Source organism: Burkholderia sp. 8Y, assembly GCF_902506145.1.
Classification (GTDB): domain Bacteria; phylum Pseudomonadota; class Gammaproteobacteria; order Burkholderiales; family Burkholderiaceae; genus Caballeronia.
Window position 1 is genome coordinate 839,114 of sequence record NZ_LR733520.1, and the last position, 18,829, is coordinate 857,942.

The following is an 18,829-nucleotide window of genomic DNA, read 5'->3' on the forward strand; positions in this document are numbered from 1 at the left end:
ACGGGCCGGCGCGCCATTCCCGGTCAAACCGACGCCCGTGAAAGCGATTCGACAACCCCGCGCACCTCCCGCATAATCGCCGACGGACCGGCGTGCGGGAAACCAGCGCGCGCCACGGCAGGCCGTCGATCACGCGCAAGGACACAGGATGGGCAAGAACCGGCTCGAAGCGTTCAGCGATGGCGTCATCGCCATCATCATCACGATCATGGTGCTGGAACTCAAGGTGCCGCACGGCCACGAACTCGCCGCGCTCGCGCCGCTCGTGCCCGTGCTGGCGGCGTACGTGCTGAGCTTCATCTACGTCGGCATCTACTGGAGCAATCACCATCACCTGCTGCACGCCGTCGGGCGCGTGAACGGCTCGGCGCTGTGGGCGAATCTGCATCTGCTCTTCTGGCTGTCGCTCTTTCCGTTCACGACCAACTGGATGGGCGAAAGCCACCTGAGCGCCGTGCCGACCGCCTGCTACGGCTTCGTGCTCTTCATGACGGCGGTGGCGTGGTACATCCTGACGCGCGTGCTCATCGCCATGCACGGCGAGAACTCGCCGCTCGAACGCGCCGTGGGCGCCGACCGCAAGGGCAAGCTGTCCGTGCTCCTGTATCTGGTGGCGATCGCCGTGTCGTTCCGGGAGCCGTGGGTCGCCGCGTTCATTTACGCGCTCGTCGCCGCCGTGTGGCTCGTGCCGGACCGGCGTATCGAACGCGTGGTCGCCAACCAGGAGCATTGAATTGGCGACGACGCGCATCGGGCTCATCTCCGACACGCACAATCTCGTGCGCCCCGAGGCGCTCGATGCGTTGCGCGACTGCGCGCACATCATCCACGCAGGCGATATCTGCAAGCGCGAGGTGCTCGACGCGCTCGCGCAACTCGCGCCACTCACGGCCGTGCGCGGCAACAACGATGTCGCCGGTAGCGTCGCGTATATGCCCGGGCACGCACGCATCGAACTCGCCGGCGCGACGATTCACGTCGTACACGATATCGCCGATGTCCCCGCCCAGCTCGATGGCGTCGATGTCGTCGTGACCGGGCATTCGCACAAGCCGGTCATCGCGCGGCGCGGCGGCGTGCTGTTCGTCAATCCGGGCAGCGCGGGGCCGCGCCGCTTCAAGCTGCCGATCAGCGTCGGCCTGCTGGAAATCGGCGGCGATGCGGGCATCGAGGCGCGCATCGTCACGCTCGTCGCATAAAGAAAAAGGCCGGCGTCCTTCCGGACGCCGGCCTTTCGTGCTTCGCTTCGTTCGCTTTGCAGCGGTCGCTTACGCGCGAACCGTGCCTTCGGGGAAGCCGTCATCCATCTCGGCCGCCTCGCGATGGCCCCGCAGAAGCGCGTGCGCTTCGGAGTGCGTGGCGACCGCCGGCGGCGAGCCCTTCAGCGGCTTCTTCGCCGTTTCGTGCAGCGCGAGCACCGAGACGATGCCGATCACCGACGCGCCCATCAGATAGTACGCGGGCATCATCAGATTGCTGGTCTTGTCGACGAGCCAGGCCGTGACGAGCGGCGTCGTGCCGCCGAAGAGCGAAACCGACACGTTGAAGCCGATCGCGAGCGCGCCGTAGCGGATCTTCGTCGGGAAGAGCGCGGGCAGCGACGACGGCATCACGCCCGTGAACGTCGACAAAAGCGCGCCGAGGATCATCATGCCGGCGAAGATCGACGGCACCGTGCCGACGCGGATCAGCGTGAGCGCCGGAATCGACAGCACCAGCAGCCCGACGCAGCCCGCGAGCATCACCGGCTTCCGGCCGATCTTGTCGGAGAGACGCCCGGCGAAAAGCGTGAGCGGCATCATCAGGACCATCACGACGAGCACGATGAAAAGACCGTGCGTCTCGTTGAACTTGAGCGTCGCGGACAGATAGCTCGGCAGATACGAGAGCGCCATGTAGTCGGTCACGTTGAAGATCAGCACGAGGCCGACGCATTGCAAAAGCGGCTTCCACTGCGCGAGCAGCGTTTCGCGAAACTGCGTCTTGGTCGTTTCGTGCGCGGCTGCTTCCATCTTGTCGGCTTCGCGCTGGAACGCGGGCGTTTCCTCGAGCTTCATGCGGATATACAGACCGATCAGGCCGAGCGGCCCGGCCACCAGGAACGGAATGCGCCAGCCCCAGCTCAACAGCGCATCCTGCGAGAGCGCGCCGGTCAGCACCGCGACGACGCCCGCGCCCAGCACGTAGCCGACGAGCGTGCCGAATTCCAGAAAGCTCGCCATGAAGCCGCGCTTCTTGTCCGGCGAGAACTCGGCGATGAACGTCGCCGCGCCGCCATACTCGCCGCCCGTGGAGAAGCCCTGCACGAGACGCGCGACGAGCAGCAGCACCGGCGCCATCACGCCGATGCTTCCATAGCTCGGAATGAGGCCGATGCAGAACGTGCCGATAGCCATCATGATCATCGTCATCGCGAGCACGCGCTTGCGGCCGATGCGGTCGCCGAGCGGGCCGAACACCATGCCGCCGAGCGGGCGCACGAGAAACGCCGCCGCGAAGGTGCCGAAGGTCGCGAGCAGCTGCGCGGTCGGGCTCGACGAGGGGAAGAACACCTTGCCGAGCGTGACGGCGATGTAGCTGTACACGCCGAAGTCGAACCATTCCATCGCGTTGCCGATGGCCATGGCGCCGACTGCGCGCTTCAGGAGCGATTGATCGACGATGGTGATGTCGTCGAGAGAAAGGCCGGTACTTTGATTCGATGTGTGGCGCTTGCGCCAGAGGCCGTCGTTTAGGGCGGTCATACGTTGAAGACTCCGTGTCGAGTGCCGAATGCTCGCGAAAAGCATCGGCCGCGCCGCCGAAGCAGCGCATAGGGCCGGATAGTGCAGTTCGTGACGGCGCCGCGAGCCGTTCGAATCGTCAGGTCGAGAGCGAAATGGCTCCGCCGAGCGTCGGACTGGGGCGCCCGAAGCTGCGATCGAAGAAAAAGCGCGGTGCCGGTGCCTCGCGGCGGAAGTCGCGAAATTGCACTCGGATGAAACAAACGAATTTGACGCGCGGACGGCGAACCAGGTGGCTGCCGCGGGTGGAACCGCAACGTCGGCGAAAAACCAAGGCTTGGAACGAAAAAGGCCGGCGTACTGCTAAACCGACAAGCCTCTTTGTATAAAAACTGTCACTACCACGCGTTACCCGATGAACGATACGCCAGGCGATCCGCGCGTGAATGATGGTGAATTGCTGTTGATAACGAGCAAGATGATAACACGATGGCAGATGATCTGCAAACCCGCCTGTATTTTAGGCAGTCAGCGAACGGCGCTATCCCATATGGGGCTTAGGATTGCGCCCAATCGCGTCTTAGTTCTCCGGTGTTCTAAGCGGTACGTCGGGGCAACAAAAAACCGACCTCGAAGGGTCGGTTTTTCGATGATCGCGAGCGCAAAATCAGCTTTGCGGCGGCACGTAGCCCGAGGCCGTATCGGCGCCTTCGCCGAAGAAGTACTTCTCCGTCTGCTTGAGCAGATACTGGCGCGCGCGCGGATCGGCCATGTTCAGGCGATTCTCGTTGATGAGCATCGTCTGCTGCTTGAGCCAACCCTGCCACGCTTCCTTCGAGATCGTCTCGTAGATGCGCTTGCCGAGTTCGCCCGGCAGCGGCGGGAAGTCCAGTCCCTCGGCTTCCTTGCCGAGCTTTGCGCATTGAACCATTCGGGCCATCGTGTCTTTCTCCTGTATCGACCGGTGTCGGGCATTGCCTTCCGGTTCCATGATTCCAAATCGGGAAGTTCAAATCGGGAGGCGGGGCGCGCCGCTCGCGAGATCGCGATAAGCGCGCCCGTCGTCATTCATAGCTGTTTCATCAAAACGAGCGATTTGCGTTGCCAGTTGTAGAGGCGCCGGCGGTCTTCCGGCAGGTCGTCCACCGTCACCTTGACGAAGCCGCGCTTCAGGAACCAGTGTTCCGTGCGCGTCGTCAGCACGAAAATGCGCGTGAGGCCGCGCGCGCGGGCGCGCTGCTCGATGCGTTTCAGAAGCCGTTCGCCGTCGCCGGACCCTTGCGCTTCGGGCGCGACCGTCAGGCAGGCCATTTCGCCGATGCGCTCCTGCGTGTACGGATACAGCGCCGCGCAGCCGAAGAGCACGCCGTCGTGCTCGATGACCGAGAAGTGATCGATATCCCGTTCGATCTGATGCCGCCCGCGCCGCACCAGCGTGCCGTCGGCTTCGAGCGGCTCGATCAGCGTGAGAATGCCGCCGACGTCATCGGGCGTGGCTTCGCGCAGGCTTTCGAGGTTCTCGTACGAGATCATCGTGCCGACGCCGTCATGCAGGAACAGTTCGAGCAGCACGCTGCCGTCGAGCGCGTACGGAATGATGTGCGCGCGCGCCACGCCGCCGCGGCAGGCGCGGATCGCGTGCTTGAGATAGAACGCGGTGTCGCCCTGCAACTCGCCGGATTCGTGGAGGCGGTAAGCGTCGTCGAGCGACATTTCGCGCACCAGTTCGACTTCCTGATCGACGAGACCCGGAATTTCCGTCACGAAGATAATCTTGTCGGCGCGCAGCGCGATGGCGGCGGCGGAGGCGACATCTTCCATCGACAGATTGAAGGCTTCGCCCGTCGGCGAGAAGCCGAGCGACGACAGCAGCACGATCTTGTTGCTGGCGAGCGACTGGCGCACCGAGTCGCCGTCGATCTTGCGCACGACGCCCGTATGCTGGAAATCGACGCCATCCAGAATGCCGACCGGCCTCGCGGTCACGAAGTTGCCCGACACGACGCTGATGTGCGCGTGCGCCATCGGCGTGTTCGGCAAGCCCTGACTGATCGCGGCCTCGATGTCGAGACGCACTTCGCCGGCGGCTTCCTTCGCGGATTCGAGCGCGCGGGCATCCGTTATGCGCAGTCCATGCGAAAACGACGACTCGACGCCGTGCAGGCTCAACTGTTCGTCGAGCTGCGGGCGCGAGCCGTGCACGAGCACGATCTGGATGCCCATGGCGTGCAGCAGACCGACGTCCTGCACCAGCGCGTTCAGCCGTCCTTCCTGCACGAGTTCCCCGCCGAACGCGACGACGAACGTCTTGTTCCGGAACGCATGGATATAGGGCGCCACGGAGCGCATCCAGTCGACGAACTGGCCGAGGGAAGTCGGCGCGTCGGCTTCGCTTGCGGGCGGCTGCGACGCCAGGGTGAGGTCGGTTTGGGAATTCATGCCGGGATTATAATGCGACGCTATGCCGAATGTTTCCAGACGCCCCGTTCAGCCGGGCCAGCCGCAGTCCGCCGATAAGACCCTCGATACTCAGGAGCAGTTGAAGAAACTGCGCGAGAACCTGTTGCGCCATGCGCGGCAAGGTGAGGCGCCGGGCGAAACGGGCGGGCTCAGCAAAAAGGAGCTGGCGGCGCGGCGGTTCGCGGGGGCGGAAGCGTCGGCTGGCGAAGCGAAGCAGACGCAGCCATCGCGTGATGCCGGGCAAGGGCGCGCGCCGACGTCGTCCGGTGTGCCGCGCACCGCTCAGCGAGACGACGCGAGTCCGCGAAAGCAAGACGCGGGCGGCGAGCGTGGATCGGGTGCGACGGCGCCGCATCGCGCGGGGCGAGCGGCTGCTGGTTCAAGACTGGAAGATGCCGTTAAGCCGGGGCAGTCGAATCTACGCGGAACGGGGGCGGCCGAGTCGCATCGCGCGGAGCACACGGCTTCTGTTCCGGGAGCCGGTAATCCCGCAACGTCCTCACAATTGGAGTCACGCGGATTGGGTGCGGCGAAGCCGCATCGCGCAGACCAATCGCCCGCTGTGCGCGGCGCAGAAGGTGCCGCGAAGCCCGGACAGGCGAATCAGCGGCAGCCGGGACGCGAAAATGACGATGCCGCTTCCGGTCGGTCACGAGAAAGCGCATCCGAATCGTCGCGCGGCCAAGCGAGCGCAGCGGCGCGTGTCGACGGCGGCGCGTCCGAGCGCGACGCCCGTCGTGAGCGAGCGGACGGGCGCACGCACACGACCGCCGCCCCGCACGACAATCGGACGAGAACGCCAAACTCAGCCGAAAGGTCGCTAACGTCGGGCGGCCAAGCGACCGCAGCGCCGCGTGTCGACGGCGGCGCATCCGAGCGCGACGCGCGTCGCAGGCAAGAGCATGAGCGCACGCACACGGCCGCCGCCACACGCGATGACCGGACGAGAACGCCAAACTCAGCCGAAAAGTCGCTAACGTCGGGCGGCCAAGCGACTGCAACGCCGCGTGTCGACGGCGGCGCGTCCGAGCGCGACGCGCGTCGCAGGCAAGCGCATGAGCGCACGCACACGGCCACCGCCACGCGCGACGATCGGAAGACAACGCCAAACCCAACTCACAAGCCGATATTGTCGGGCGGCGAAGCAACGGCAGCGCCGCATCCGGACGGCGGTGCCTCCCGACGCGACGCCCGCCGCGCGAAAGCGCACGCGCCCGCGCACACGGCCGCCGCCACACGCGATGGCCGCACGGACACGCAGAGCCCGGCGCAACCCGCAACGCAAACCCCCACACCCGCCCAGCACGACGCACACCGCGCCGATGCCCGCAACGACCGCAACCGCCACAACCCGCGCCGCGTCACCCCGAACCCCATCCCGCCGATCACGTTCCCCGAGGCGCTGCCCGTCTCCGGCCGCCGCGACGAGATCGCGCGTGCGATCCAGTCGAATCAGGTCGTCATCGTCAGCGGCGAAACCGGCTCCGGCAAAACCACGCAGCTTCCGAAGATCTGCCTCGCACTCGGACGCGGCCTCGGCGCGGGCGGCGCCGGGCTGATCGGCCACACGCAGCCGCGCCGCATCGCGGCATCGGCGACAGGACGGCGCATCGCCGAAGAACTGGGCACGCCGTTCGGCGAAGTCGTCGGCTACAAGGTGCGCTTCACGGACAATCTCGCGCCCGGCGCCTCCGTCAAGCTGATGACCGACGGCATTCTGCTCGCGGAAACGCAGACCGATCCGCTGCTCGAAGCCTACGACACGATCATCATCGACGAGGCGCACGAGCGCAGCCTCAACATCGACTTCCTGCTCGGCTATCTGAAGGAAATCCTGCCGAAGCGTCCGGATCTGAAGCTGATCGTCACGTCGGCAACCATCGACGCCGCGCGTTTCGCGCGCCACTTCGGCAGCGAGGAAAAGCCCGCGCCGGTGATCGAAGTGAGCGGGCGGCTGTATCCGGTCGAAGTCCGCTATCGCCCGATCGAAGAAGAAAGCGAGGCGATCAAGAACGCGCAAGGCACGCTGCCCAAGCGCAACGACCGCAAGACCGACCGCGATCTGATGGAAGGCATTGTCGATGCCGTCGATGAACTCTGCCGCGAAGGTCCGGGCGACGTGCTCGTGTTCCTGCCCGGCGAGCGCGAAATCCGCGACGCCGCCGAGGCGCTGCGCAAGCACCATCCGCCGCACACGGAAATTTTGCCGCTCTTCGCGCGCCTGTCGGCGGCGGAGCAGGAGCGCGTGTTCCGGCCGTCGAACGCGCGGCGCATCGTGCTGGCCACGAACGTCGCGGAGACGTCGCTGACGGTGCCGGGCATCCGCTATGTCGTCGATACGGGCATGGCGCGCGTGAAGCGGTATTCGTATCGCAACAAAGTCGAGCAGTTGCAGATCGAGCCGGTGTCGCAGGCGGCGGCGAACCAGCGCGCGGGCCGTTGCGGGCGCGTGGCGGATGGCGTGTGCATCCGGCTCTACGACCAGGCGGATTTCGAGTCGCGCCCGCGCTTCACCGATCCGGAGATTCTGCGTTCGTCGCTCGCGGCCGTGATCTTGCGCATGAAGTCGCTGCATCTGACGGAGATCGAAACGTTTCCGTTCATCGAGCCGCCGCCGGGCCGCGCGATCGCGGACGGCTATCAGCTGCTAAACGAACTCGGCGCCGTCGATGACGACAACGCGTTGACGAGTCTCGGCCGCGAACTCGCGCGCCTGCCGCTCGATCCGCGCGTCGGCCGCATGATTCTCGCCGCGCGGGATCACCACGCGCTGACCGAAGTGCTCGTGATCGCGTCCGCGCTCTCTGTGCAGGACCCGCGCGACCGGCCGATCGAAGCGCAGGAGCAGGCGGACGAGAAGCATCGCCAATTCGTCGACGAGCGTTCCGAATTCCTGCAATGGACGCGCATCTGGAAGTGGTTCGAGGACGCGGTCGCGCACAAGAAGTCGAACAAGCAGCTTGCCGACGCGTGCCGCGCGAATTTCCTCTCGCACGTGCGGTTGCGCGAATGGCGCGACGTGCATTCGCAACTGCTGACCGTCGTGCGCGAGCACGGCTGGCGCCTGAACGAGTCGGATGCGACCTTCGAGCAGGTGCATCTGTCGCTGCTGACGGGCTTGCTCGGCAATATCGGCGTGAAAGCCGACGACGAACCGCACTATCTCGGCGCGCGCGGCATCAAGTTCCATTTGTGGCCGGGTTCGGCGCTGCTGAAGAAAGCAGGGCGTTGGATCATGGCCGGCGAACTCGTCGAAACGAGCCGGCTGTATGCGCGGACCATCGCCAGGATCGAACCGGAATGGCTCGAAACGGTCGGCGCGCATTTGCTGAAGACATCGCTCTCGGACGCGCATTGGGAAAAGAAAGCGGCGCAGGTCGTCGCATTCGAGCGCGCGACGCTCTACGGCCTCACGGTCTACGCGCGGCGGCGCGTGAGCTTCGGCCAGCAGGACCGGAAATATGCGCGCGAGCTTTTTATTCGCGGCGCGCTCGTCGAAGGGGAACTCGACACCCGCCTGCCGTTTTTCGCGCATAACCGCAAGCTCGTCGCGGATATCGAGCAACTGGAGCACAAGTCGCGCCGCCAGGACGTGCTGGTGGACGACGAACTGATCTACGCGTTCTACGACTCGCTCGTGCCCGAAGGCATCTGGACGGGCGCGGCGTTCGAGCGGTGGTATCGCGACGAACAGAAGAAGGAGGGCAGGCAGCAACTGCTTTTCCTGTCGCGCGACGACCTCATGCGCCATGAAGCCGCCGGCGTCACGACCGACCTGTTCCCTAAGCGCATGACGATGTCGGGCATCGAAATGACGCTGTCGTATCACTTCGAGCCGGGCGCGCCGCGCGACGGCGTGACGCTCACGGTGCCGCTCTACGGGCTGAATCAGATCGACGCGCGCCGCGTGGATTGGCTCGTGCCGGGCATGATCAAGGAAAAGACGCAACTGCTTCTGAAATCGCTGCCGCAGAAGCTGCGACGCCATGTCGTGCCGCTGCCGGAGTACGCCGCCGCGTTCGCCGAGCGTCACGCGGGGCCGAAGTTCGGCGCGCTCGCGCTCGTCGACGCGCTCATCGCGGATATTCGCGAGCAAACGCAGGTCGCCGTGAAAAACGCGGATTTCAAGCTCGAAACGCTGCCCGCGCACCTGTTCATGAACTTCAAGGTGATCGACGAGCACGGCCGGCAGCTCGCGATGGGCCGCAATCTCGCGCAACTGCGCGCGGAACTGGGCGGACAGGCGCAGCAGCACTTTCAGAAGCTCACGGCGGAAGCGGCGAGCGTCGCGCTCGACGCGCTCTCGGGAGATTCGAACGTACCGGCCGCTCAAGCCGCTCCCGCCGAAAGCACGGCGCTCTACGAAAACCTGACGACGTGGAACTTCGGCAAGCTGCCCGAGCTGCTCGAAATCCGCCGGCGCGGGCAGACGCTTTTCGGCTATCCGGCGCTCGTGGATCGCATCACGCACTGCGACGTCGAGGTCTTCGATTCGCCGGAGGAAGCGGCGCGCATCCATCGCGCGGGCTTGCGGCGGCTATTCGCGCTGCAGTTGCGCGAGCCGATCCGCTATCTGGAAAAGAACCTGCCGGGGCTGCGCGAAATGTCGATGCAGTACATGGCGCTCGGCACCGCCGATGAATTGCGGGATCAGATCGTCGAGACGGCGCTCGACCGCGCGTGCCTGCAAGACCCGCTGCCCGACGACGACGCCAGCTTTCACGCGCGCCGCGACGCCGCGAAAGGGCGCCTCACGCTGCTGGCGAACGAAATCGCGCGCCTCGCCGGGACGATTCTCGCGGAATACGGCGCGCTGACGAAAAAGCTCGCGCAGGCCAAGCCGTTTCCCGCCGCGTACGCCGACATGCAGGCGCAGTTGAGCGGACTGATCGGCAAACGCTTCGTGATCGATACGCCGTACGGGCAGCTTGCGCATTTCCCGCGCTATCTGAAGGGCATCGCGCTGCGCATCGACAAGCTGAAGGCCGATGCCGCCCGCGATGCGCGACTGTCAGCGGAATTGCAGCCGCTCGCGCAGCAGTATCAGCGGACGTTGTCGCAGCGCGGCGGCGTCGCGGATGCGCGGCTCGCGGAATATCGCTGGCTGCTGGAAGAGCTGCGCGTGTCGCTGTTCGCGCAGGAATTGCGCACGCCGATGCCGATATCGGTGAAGCGCCTTCACAAGGTCTGGGAATCGATGCAGCGATGACGCGCGGCGCGTTCCGGCGTGAACGCGACCTAACGCCGCGCAACGCAGTCCGAACAGGCGGCATTTCTTGCGCATACGCACCTTATTGCGCAAAAAGAGCCGCGCCGTCAACGCGTCGGAGCATGCAAACGTTCTACAATGACGCCTGCTTTCCGACGTGTACATTCATGCTCCCCACATTCTTCTCCGGCCGCTTCCGCGCGGCCGCCGCCAGCGCCGCGCGCTTCGTGGTCCCCGCGGTCGCAGCATTCGCCGCCACCGCGGCATTCGCCAACAACGTCATCGTGCTCAATTCGGCTGAAGCCACGCTGAGCCTCATCGACGAAAACACGCACCAGGTCGTCGGCACCGTGCCGACCGGCAAGGAGCCGCATCACCTGATGCCGACGCCCGACAATTCGTCGCTGATCGTCGCGAATTCGGTGTCGAACAACCTCCTGTTCGTCGATCCGAAAACGGGCGCGGTGCAACGCTGGGTGCAGGACATCGAAGATCCGTATCAGATCGGTTTCTCGCCGGATCGCAAGTGGTTCGTCTCGACGGGCCTGCGCCTCGACCGCCTCGATATCTATCATTTCGACGGCAAGAATCTGACCCTCGCGAAGCGTCTGCCGCTTGCGACCATGCCGAGCCACATCGCGTTTTCGAACGACAGCAAGACGGCGTTCATCTCGCTTCAGGTGTCGGGTGAGATCGCGGCCATCGACCTGGCGACGCAGACGGTCATGTGGAAGATGAAGGTCGGCAAGGTGCCGGCGGGCGTGTGGCTGACGCCGGGCGACAAGTTCCTGCTCGTCGGCATGACGGGCGCCGACTACGTGGCCGTGGTGGACTGGCGCAACCAGAAGGTCGTGAAGACCATCCCGACGGGCAAGGGCGCGCACAACTTCCGCTCGCTGGCGGACGGCAAGCACGTGCTCGTGTCGAACCGGGTGGCGAACACCATCAGCATCATCGACGAAGACACGCTCACGAACGTCGGCGATATCACCGGCCTCTTGCCCGGACCGGACGACATGGAACTTTCCGCCGATAAAAAGTATCTCTGGGTGACGTTCCGCTTTGCGAAGCATGTCGGCGTGATCGACCTTGCAAGCCGCAAGCTCATCCAGACCATCGCGGTGGGACGTTCGCCGCACGGCATCTTTTTCCTCGACCGCGCGCCGGTCACCGCGCCCAACGGCGCCTGAACGCGGCGGCGAACGGTGAGAGAAGGGCGCTCGCGGGCGCCCTGTACTACGATTGAGTCACGGGCCGCTTTTGCCCGTTCCTCACCACCGGTTTCGAGTTCCACGGAGCACCATGTTTCACGTCATTCTCTCGTCCCTCGACAGCTTCGTTTCTTCGGCGCAGACCGCGCTGTATGTGGACGTCGTGCAGCCGCTGCTGTTCAAGCTCGGCATGATGGATTACGACGAAGACACCTACGACGCGCTGTACTGGGTCATCGTCGGCGTGCTGGAAGTGATCGCGATGTACGCCATCCTGCGCCCGCTCGAAGCCTTGCACCCGGCCGAGAAATGGCAGGACCGCAAGGGCGTGCGCGTGGACGTGCTTTATACGTGGATCGCGAAACTGGGCATTCTCAACCTCTTCTTCTTTTTCACGTTCCAGCCGATCTTCGATTCCGTGCAAAGCTGGCTGCGCATTCATGGCGTGCCGACGCTGGAAATCGACAATCTGTGGCCCGGCGTGACCACGCAGCCGCTCGTCACGTTCGTCATTTATCTGGTTCTGCTCGACCTCGCCGGCTACTGGTATCACCGGCTGGAACACCGGTTCGGCATCTGGTGGGAATTGCACGCGGTTCACCACAGCCAGCAAAAAATGTCGCTCTGGTCCGACGACCGCAATCACCTGCTCGACGACATCCTGCAAGCGAGCTTCTTCGCCGTCGTGGCGCTCGTGATCGGCGTCGAGCCGTCGCAGTTCGTCGTGCTCGTCGCCATCACGAATCTGATGCAAAGCGTGCAGCACGCGAACATTCGCCTGCATTTCGGCTGGCTTGGCGATCGCGTGATTGTTAGTCCGGCGTTCCATCGGCGTCATCACGCCATCGGCTATGGCCACGAAGGCACGTCGTACGGCTGCAACTTCGGCGTGCTCTTTTCGTTCTGGGACATCCTGTTTCACTCGGCATCGTTCGACCGCACCGTCGAACCGACCGGCATCCGCGATCAGCTCGGCACGGCGGGCGCGGCGCCCGTCAATTACGGCGACGGCTTTATCGAGCAGCACTGGCTCGCGTTCAGGCGGATCGGCGCGCGTCTCGCCGCGCGCCGCGCGGGGGCGTCTGGCAAGCGGTCAGCCGCGCTCTGAGCGTTCCGCGCGCTGATCTCACGCTTTCTGTGGCTGCCAGCGCGCGACACGCGCGCTGGTTTATCCTGTCGCTTACCCTTCCAAAAACTATCTACGCATGAATGACCTGCTGCGTTCGTTCGTGCGCGCGCTGGCGAACGTCTTCCATCCGCGCATGCTCTGGCTCACGCTGATGCCGTTCGCGGTCGCCACCGCCGTCTGGGGCGCGATCCTCTGGTTCTTCTGGCAGACGCTGACTGGCGCGGCCAACGGCTGGCTCGACGGCTGGGCGCTCACGTCCGCGATGTACCGCCTGTTCGACGCCGTCGGCTTCTCGTCGCTGCATGCGGTCATCGCGCCGTTTCTCGTCGTCATCGTGACGATTCCGCTGATCGTCGTGACGGTGCTGCTCCTGATCGCGACGCTTTCGATGCCGGGCGTCATCGCGCTCCTCACGCGCCGCCCGAAGGGCCACTACGCGACGCTCGAAGCGCGGCGCGGCGGCTCGTGGTACGGCAGTCTCGGCCATTCGGTCCTGACGACCATCGTGTGTCTCATTGCGCTCGTCGTGACCTTGCCGCTCTGGCTGATTCCGCCGTTCTTCGCATTGATTCCGCCGCTCCTGTGGGGCTGGCTCACTTATCGCGTGATGACCTACGACGCGCTCGCCGTTCACGCGAGCCCGGAGGAACGGCGCGCGATCGTGCGCGAATCGCGCTGGCCGTTGCTCGCCATCGGCATCGTCAGCGGGCTTTTAAGTTCCGTTCCGACGCTGCTCTGGGCGTGGTCGGTCTGGCTGTTGCCGCTTTTTCCGGTGGTGGCCGCGGCGACCATCTGGGCGTACGCGTTCATCCTCGTGTTTTCGGCGCTGTGGTTCGCGCATTACTGCCTGCACGCGCTGGAGCGGCTGCGCGCGAACGAGCCGCGCTATCCGGCCATCACGGCGCAGTCCTGAACGAGCGGTCAATCAGAAAGGAAGAGGCACTCATGGGCATTGGCGTCATCATCATCGGCGACGAAATCCTGTCCGGGCGGCGCACGGACAAGCATCTGCCGAAAGTCATCGAACTGCTGGGCGCGCGCGGGCTGGCGCTGGACTGGGCCGAATACGTCGGCGACGATCCCGCGCGCATCACCGCGACGCTCGCGCGCACGTTCGCATCGGGCGATATCGTGTTTTCGACGGGCGGCATCGGCGCGACGCCCGACGATCACACGCGCCAGTGCGCGGCCAAGGCGCTCGGCGTGCCGCTGGAATTGCAGCCGGAAGCGGCGGAGCTGATCCGCGCGCGCATCCGCGACATGGCGGGCGACACGCCTGCCGATCTCGACTCGCCGGAAAACCTGCATCGGCTGAACATGGGTATGTTTCCGAAGGGCGCCGAGATCATTCCGAATAGCTACAACAAGATTCCGGGCTTCTCGGTCGGCGATCATCACTTCGTGCCGGGCTTTCCGGTCATGGCGTGGCCGATGATCGAATGGGTGCTCGACACGAAGTACGCGCATCTGCACCACGCGACGCCCTACGTCGAGCGTTCGTTGCTGGTCTTCGGCTTGCCGGAATCGCGCATCACACCGCTGATGGTCGCCATCGAGCGCGATTTCGCGGGCGTGCGCGCGTTCAGCCTGCCGAGCGTCGGCGATGCGGCGCGTGGCGCGCTCTACGCGCGCTCGCACATCGATCTGGGCGTGAAGGGCGACCCCGAGCGCGCGAACGCTGCGTTCGAGGCGCTGCGCGAGGGCGTGATCGCGCTGGGCGGCGAAGTGGTCGAAGTGCCGTCGGAGGAAGCGCCGTGATCCTGCTCGAAGTCATCGCGACGACAGTTGCCGATGCGCGCGCCGCCGAGCGCGGCGGGGCGAACCGAATCGAGCTCGTCACGGCGATGGGCGAAGGCGGGCTGACGCCGAGCATCGGGCTGATCGAGGCGGTCGTGGGCGCCGTCGGCATACCGGTCAACGTGATCGTGCGGCCGCATAGCCGCTCGTTCGTCTACGATGCCGACGACTACGCCGTCATGCTGCGCGATGTGCGCGCGATCGCGAAGACGCGTGCGAACGCGATCGTCGTGGGGATGCTGCGTGATAACGGCGACATCGATACGGGAGGGCTGTCACGCGTGGTCGATGCCGCCGACGGTATGCCGCTCACGTTTCACCGCGCGTTCGACGGGGCGCGCGATTTGCCCGCCGCATTCGACACGCTGCTCGGCTTCGATGCCATCACGAATGTGCTGACGTCGGGCGGCGAGCAGTCGGTCTTGCAGGCCGAGAAGACGATCGCCTCGCTTGTCGCGCGTTCGACAGGCACGCGCTGCACGATACTCGCGGGCGCGGGCCTGACCGTGGAGGCTGTCGCGCCGTTTGTCCGTTCGACGGGCGTGCGCGCCGTGCATTTCGGCTCCGGCGTGCGAATCGGCGGCAAAGGGCTCGCGCCCGTGGACGAGGCCGCGGTCGCCCGTGTGCGGGCGTTGCTCGACGCTTAGCGCGCAACTAGCGCACTCAAGCTCCGATCCACGGCAATCCGCGAAAGCACCATCCCGACACCGTCTTGCGATGCCCTTGTCCGTCCTTGTCGCCTTCGAAGCCTTCCAGCAGGTCATAGGCTTTCGTGAATCCCTGGCCCTGCGCGGCGACGGCGGCGAGCTTCGAGCGCGCCGCGCTTCGGCAGAGAAACAGGACCGGCGTATCGGGAGTGGCGACTTGTCTTAATTGTTCGATAAACTCAGCGTTCGGCACCGAACCCGGATAGCGGATCCATTCGATATGCGCGTACTGCTCGCCATTGATGGCGGGCCGGCCGACCCAATCGAGTTCGGCGCGGGTACGCACGTCGACGAGCCGGGCGCGCGGTTCGAGCTGCAGGAATTCGAACGCTTCGGCGGGCAGCAGCGCGCCCGCGTACGTGAGGCTGTTCTCGGCGGCGCGGCTCGCGGCCTTGCCGTACAGTTGGTCGAGCGTGCTCATGGCGGCGTGTCTCCGTGTTCTTGAAGAATTGATTTTAGCGTGGCGCCATGTGCGCGGCTTCGAAACGCGCCTTGTTGGTTTCCGCACTAACGGAGTGCAGATTCGCATGACTGCACAAGCGCGGTGCGAATCAGCGACCGTGCTACGATGAATGCACATTTTTGGTGCCGACACATATGCGGGCTTAGCGAGGCACAGCGGAGTGCGCCTCACGATGAAGCGAAAAAGCGCGCAAGATCAATCATTTACCGCGCAGATTATGCGCTTGGCACAGAAGCTGCTTTTTCCACCCTCGATTGAAACGGAACTGCAGAATTGGTCGAGGCGGCGGAGCGATTCGCCGACTTTTGTTAATCAGGAGATAGGTAATGAGTAAATCCGTGGCCGACGTCATGCAACTCGTCAAGGACGAGGACGTCAAGTTTGTCGATTTTCGCTTCACCGACACGCGCGGCAAAGAACAACACGTTTCCGTGCCGGTCTCGGCATTCGACGAAGACAAATTTGAAAGCGGCCACGCTTTCGACGGTTCGTCCATTGCCGGCTGGAAGGGTATCGAAGCGTCGGACATGCTGCTCGTGCCGGACGCAGACACCGCGTTCATCGACCCGTTCTACGAAGAATCCACGCTGGTGCTGAGCTGCGACGTGGTCGAGCCGGCCGACGGTAAGGGCTACGAGCGCGACCCGCGTTCCCTCGCGAAGCGCGCGGAAGCGTATCTGAAGAGCTCGGGTCTCGGCGACACCGCGTTCTTCGGTCCGGAGCCGGAATTCTTCATTTTCGACTCGGTGCAGTGGAACACGGACCAGTCGGGCACGTTCGTGAAGATCGGCTCGGAAGAAGCGCCGTGGTCGTCGGCGAAGGAATTCGAAGGCGGCAACACCGGCCACCGTCCGGGCACGAAGGGCGGCTATTTCCCGGTAGCTCCCGTCGACACGTTCCAGGACATCCGCTCGGAAATGTGTCTGCTGCTCGAACAGATCGGCATTCCGGTCGAAGTGCACCACCACGAAGTGGCGGGCCAGGGCCAGAACGAAATCGGCACCAAGTTCTCGACGCTGGTTCAGCGCGCGGACTGGCTGCAGCAGATGAAGTACATCATCCACAACGTCGCGCACACGTACGGCAAGACGGCGACGTTCATGCCGAAGCCGATCGTCGGCGATAACGGCTCGGGCATGCACGTTCACCAGTCCATCTGGAAGGACGGCCAGAACCTGTTCGCGGGCAACGGCTACGCCGGTCTGTCTGAATTCGCGCTGTTCTACATCGGCGGCATCATCAAGCATGCGCGCGCGCTGAACGCGATCACGAACCCGGGTACGAACTCGTACAAGCGTCTCGTGCCGCACTTCGAAGCGCCCGTGAAGCTGGCGTACTCGGCTCGCAACCGCTCGGCGTCGATCCGCATTCCGCACGTGAGCAACCCGAAGGGCCGCCGTATCGAAACGCGCTTCCCGGATCCGCTCGCGAATCCGTACCTGTGCTTCTCCGCGCTGATGATGGCCGGTCTCGACGGCGTGCAGAACAAGATTCATCCGGGCGAAGCCGCGGACAAGAATCTGTACGACCTGCCGCCGGAAGAAGATGCGAAGATCCCGACCGTTTGCGCGGGACTCGATCAGGCGCTCGACGCACTCGATGCGGATCGCGAGTTCCTGACGCGCGGCGGCGTGTTCACGGATTCGATGCTCGACGCCTACATCGAACTGAAGACGAACGAGCTCCAGCGTTATCGTCAGGCGGTGCATCCGATCGAGTTCGAGATGTACTACTCGCTGTAAAGCATGACGGCAGCGCGTTTCATTGAATTCCGTTCGATGACGCGCGCTCAATGTCATGCGATGAAGAACGACGGAAAGGGACGGCGCGCCGTCCCTTTTTTAATCGCTCGCGGTTGTCACGCAACGAGAAGAAGATCGGTAGGACGAACGACCTCAATCATTGCACGATGGTGCTCAAGAATCTGATCAAGGCGCGCAAGGGTCACGCCGACGCGCTCTCCGACGACACGCAACTCGCCGCGACCGGCCTCTTGCCCGGCCTCGAAGCGTTGCCGACCGTCGTGCTCGTGCTCGACAAGCGCAATCTGAGGATCGCGTATGCGAACCCGTCGGCGGAGTCGATGCTGGAGATGTCGCGCAAGCAACTGATGCAGACGCATTGGTCCGAACTCTTCGCGAATGCGGACGAACTCGCCACGACGATCGCGTCCATCGCGGAGAACCGCTTCAACGCGACGAGGCTCGATGCCGCGCTCGAACGCGCGGGACGCGAGCCGCTGCATGTTCATGCGATCGTCGCGTATCTGGAAGCCGCGTCCGATTACGTGCTGCTCGAACTGTTCGAGAACGAGCGCCACTTGCGCACGGATCGCGAGGAGCGCATTCACGATCTGACGGCGGTGAACAAGCAGCTTATCCGCAATCTCGCGCACGAGATCAAGAACCCGCTTGGCGGCATTCGCGGCGCGGCGCAACTGCTGGAATTCGAGCTCGGCGCGCGCGAACGCGACGAGTTGCGCGAATACACGCAGGTCATCATCAAGGAGTCGGACCGCTTGCAGACGCTCGTCGATCGCTTGCTGGAGCCGCACCGGCATCCGCATATCGTCGGCGACGTGAACATCCACGAAGTCTGCGAGCGCGTGCGCGCGGTGATTCTCGCGGAGTTCCCGCGCGGCCTCACCATCGAGCGCGACTATGACGTGAGCGTGCCCGACCTGCGCGGCGACAAAGAGCAACTGATTCAGGCGCTGCTCAACATCGTGCGCAACGGGGCCGAGGCGCTGAGAGAGCGCATCTCGCAAGGCGACGCGAAGATCGAACTGCGCACGCGCATCGCGCGCAAGGTCACTATCGGCAAGCGCCTGCACAAACTGGCACTGGACTTGCATATCACCGACAACGGTCCGGGGATTCCAGGCGATATCCGCGACCGCATCTTCTTTCCGCTCGTGTCGGGCAGGGAAGACGGGAGCGGCCTCGGCCTCACGCTCGCGCAGTCGTTCGTGCAGCAGCACGACGGACTGATCGAAGTGGAGAGCAAGCCGGGCTGCACGGAGTTCGCCATCTTGCTGCCATTCGGGAACTGACACGCGTATCGAACACTATCGACATCCAGCAGACTGCGGGCCGCGAATTTCGCGCGAAGCCACGAAGCCTGACCGTTT

The 18,829-nt window shown here is 64.6% G+C and carries 15 protein-coding genes; 10 read left to right on the top strand and 5 right to left on the bottom strand.

The annotated features are described in order from the left end of the window. Positions 1 to 148 precede the first annotated feature (148 nt). Together GV035_RS14465 and GV035_RS14470 are read left to right on the top strand one after the other, a co-directional pair. Positions 149 to 733 (top strand): TMEM175 family protein, encoded by a 585-nt coding sequence (locus tag GV035_RS14465; RefSeq protein ID WP_159835744.1) that lies wholly within the window; start codon positions 149 to 151, stop codon positions 731 to 733. A 1-nt stretch (position 734) separates the two neighbouring features. Beyond that, the gene (locus GV035_RS14470) at positions 735 to 1,199 is read left to right on the top strand and encodes a metallophosphoesterase family protein (protein WP_159835745.1); all 465 of its coding nucleotides are present in this window, start codon (positions 735 to 737) and stop codon (positions 1,197 to 1,199) included. 69 nt (positions 1,200 to 1,268) lie between these two features. Here the strand turns inward: GV035_RS14470 and proP are convergent, their stop codons facing one another. The 4 genes from proP to GV035_RS14490 form a co-directional block, all read right to left on the bottom strand. After that, on the bottom strand, positions 1,269 to 2,744 hold the full coding sequence (gene proP, locus GV035_RS14475; protein WP_159835746.1) for a glycine betaine/L-proline transporter ProP: 1,476 nt from the start codon (positions 2,742 to 2,744) through the stop codon (positions 1,269 to 1,271). A gap of 646 nt (positions 2,745 to 3,390) precedes the next feature. Next, positions 3,391 to 3,663, bottom strand: coding sequence for an oxidative damage protection protein (locus GV035_RS14480; protein WP_159835747.1), 273 nt, complete (start codon positions 3,661 to 3,663; stop codon positions 3,391 to 3,393). A 128-nt stretch (positions 3,664 to 3,791) separates the two neighbouring features. After that, on the bottom strand, positions 3,792 to 5,162 hold the full coding sequence (gene argA, locus GV035_RS14485) for an amino-acid N-acetyltransferase (RefSeq protein WP_159835748.1): 1,371 nt from the start codon (positions 5,160 to 5,162) through the stop codon (positions 3,792 to 3,794). A gap of 7 nt (positions 5,163 to 5,169) precedes the next feature. Then, positions 5,170 to 5,427, bottom strand: coding sequence for a hypothetical protein (locus GV035_RS14490; RefSeq protein WP_159835749.1), 258 nt, complete (start codon positions 5,425 to 5,427; stop codon positions 5,170 to 5,172). Positions 5,428 to 6,312: 885 nt separating this feature from the next. On the opposite strand from GV035_RS14490, the gene hrpA reads away from it, so the two are divergent. From hrpA to GV035_RS14520, 6 genes are all read left to right on the top strand, one after another. Next, positions 6,313 to 10,392: an ATP-dependent RNA helicase HrpA gene (gene hrpA, locus GV035_RS14495; RefSeq protein ID WP_442859560.1), complete on the top strand. Its 4,080-nt coding sequence runs from the start codon at positions 6,313 to 6,315 to the stop codon at positions 10,390 to 10,392. Positions 10,393 to 10,559: 167 nt separating this feature from the next. Then, complete coding sequence (locus GV035_RS14500) at positions 10,560 to 11,582, top strand: YVTN family beta-propeller repeat protein (protein ID WP_159835750.1); 1,023 nt, start codon at positions 10,560 to 10,562, stop codon at positions 11,580 to 11,582. Positions 11,583 to 11,694: 112 nt separating this feature from the next. After that, positions 11,695 to 12,711 carry a sterol desaturase family protein gene (locus GV035_RS14505; protein ID WP_159835751.1) on the top strand — a complete coding sequence of 339 codons (1,017 nt, stop codon included), beginning with the start codon at positions 11,695 to 11,697 and terminating at the stop codon, positions 12,709 to 12,711. 97 nt (positions 12,712 to 12,808) lie between these two features. Continuing rightward, positions 12,809 to 13,645 (top strand): EI24 domain-containing protein, encoded by an 837-nt coding sequence (locus tag GV035_RS14510; protein WP_159835752.1) that lies wholly within the window; start codon positions 12,809 to 12,811, stop codon positions 13,643 to 13,645. A gap of 32 nt (positions 13,646 to 13,677) precedes the next feature. Beyond that, on the top strand, positions 13,678 to 14,490 hold the full coding sequence (locus GV035_RS14515) for a competence/damage-inducible protein A (RefSeq protein WP_159835753.1): 813 nt from the start codon (positions 13,678 to 13,680) through the stop codon (positions 14,488 to 14,490). Further along, positions 14,487 to 15,176 carry a copper homeostasis protein CutC gene (locus GV035_RS14520; RefSeq protein ID WP_159835754.1) on the top strand — a complete coding sequence of 230 codons (690 nt, stop codon included), beginning with the start codon at positions 14,487 to 14,489 and terminating at the stop codon, positions 15,174 to 15,176. The genes GV035_RS14515 and GV035_RS14520 overlap by 4 nt, the downstream gene beginning before the upstream one ends. A 16-nt stretch (positions 15,177 to 15,192) precedes the next feature. On the opposite strand, the gene GV035_RS14525 is transcribed toward GV035_RS14520, so the two are convergent. Next, a complete protein-coding gene (locus GV035_RS14525) occupies positions 15,193 to 15,657 on the bottom strand; it encodes a rhodanese-like domain-containing protein (protein ID WP_159835755.1) in 465 nt (154 codons plus the stop codon). A 368-nt stretch (positions 15,658 to 16,025) separates the two neighbouring features. Between GV035_RS14525 and glnA the strand changes: the two genes are divergently transcribed. Both glnA and glnL read left to right on the top strand, forming a co-directional pair. Next, positions 16,026 to 17,441, top strand: a complete 1,416-nt coding sequence (glnA, locus tag GV035_RS14530) for a type I glutamate--ammonia ligase (protein WP_159835756.1) — start codon at positions 16,026 to 16,028, stop codon at positions 17,439 to 17,441. 167 nt (positions 17,442 to 17,608) lie between these two features. After that, positions 17,609 to 18,751 (top strand): nitrogen regulation protein NR(II), encoded by a 1,143-nt coding sequence (glnL, locus tag GV035_RS14535; protein ID WP_159835757.1) that lies wholly within the window; start codon positions 17,609 to 17,611, stop codon positions 18,749 to 18,751. The last annotated feature ends 78 nt before the right edge of the window (positions 18,752 to 18,829 follow it).

Bases quoted from the DNA above. Each gene is read 5' to 3' on its own strand.
- GV035_RS14515 (WP_159835753.1), top strand. From the start codon at position 13,678: ATGGGCATTGGCGTCATCATCATCGGCGACGAAATCCTGTCCGGGCGG.
- glnA (WP_159835756.1), top strand. From the start codon at position 16,026: ATGAGTAAATCCGTGGCCGACGTCATGCAACTCGTCAAGGACGAGGAC.
- GV035_RS14465 (WP_159835744.1), top strand. From the start codon at position 149: ATGGGCAAGAACCGGCTCGAAGCGTTCAGCGATGGCGTCATCGCCATC.
- GV035_RS14505 (WP_159835751.1), top strand. From the start codon at position 11,695: ATGTTTCACGTCATTCTCTCGTCCCTCGACAGCTTCGTTTCTTCGGCG.
- proP (WP_159835746.1), bottom strand. From the start codon at position 2,744: ATGACCGCCCTAAACGACGGCCTCTGGCGCAAGCGCCACACATCGAAT.
- GV035_RS14500 (WP_159835750.1), top strand. From the start codon at position 10,560: ATGCTCCCCACATTCTTCTCCGGCCGCTTCCGCGCGGCCGCCGCCAGC.
- glnL (WP_159835757.1), top strand. From the start codon at position 17,609: ATGGTGCTCAAGAATCTGATCAAGGCGCGCAAGGGTCACGCCGACGCG.
- GV035_RS14510 (WP_159835752.1), top strand. From the start codon at position 12,809: ATGAATGACCTGCTGCGTTCGTTCGTGCGCGCGCTGGCGAACGTCTTC.
- GV035_RS14525 (WP_159835755.1), bottom strand. From the start codon at position 15,657: ATGAGCACGCTCGACCAACTGTACGGCAAGGCCGCGAGCCGCGCCGCC.
- argA (WP_159835748.1), bottom strand. From the start codon at position 5,162: ATGAATTCCCAAACCGACCTCACCCTGGCGTCGCAGCCGCCCGCAAGC.
- GV035_RS14480 (WP_159835747.1), bottom strand. From the start codon at position 3,663: ATGGCCCGAATGGTTCAATGCGCAAAGCTCGGCAAGGAAGCCGAGGGA.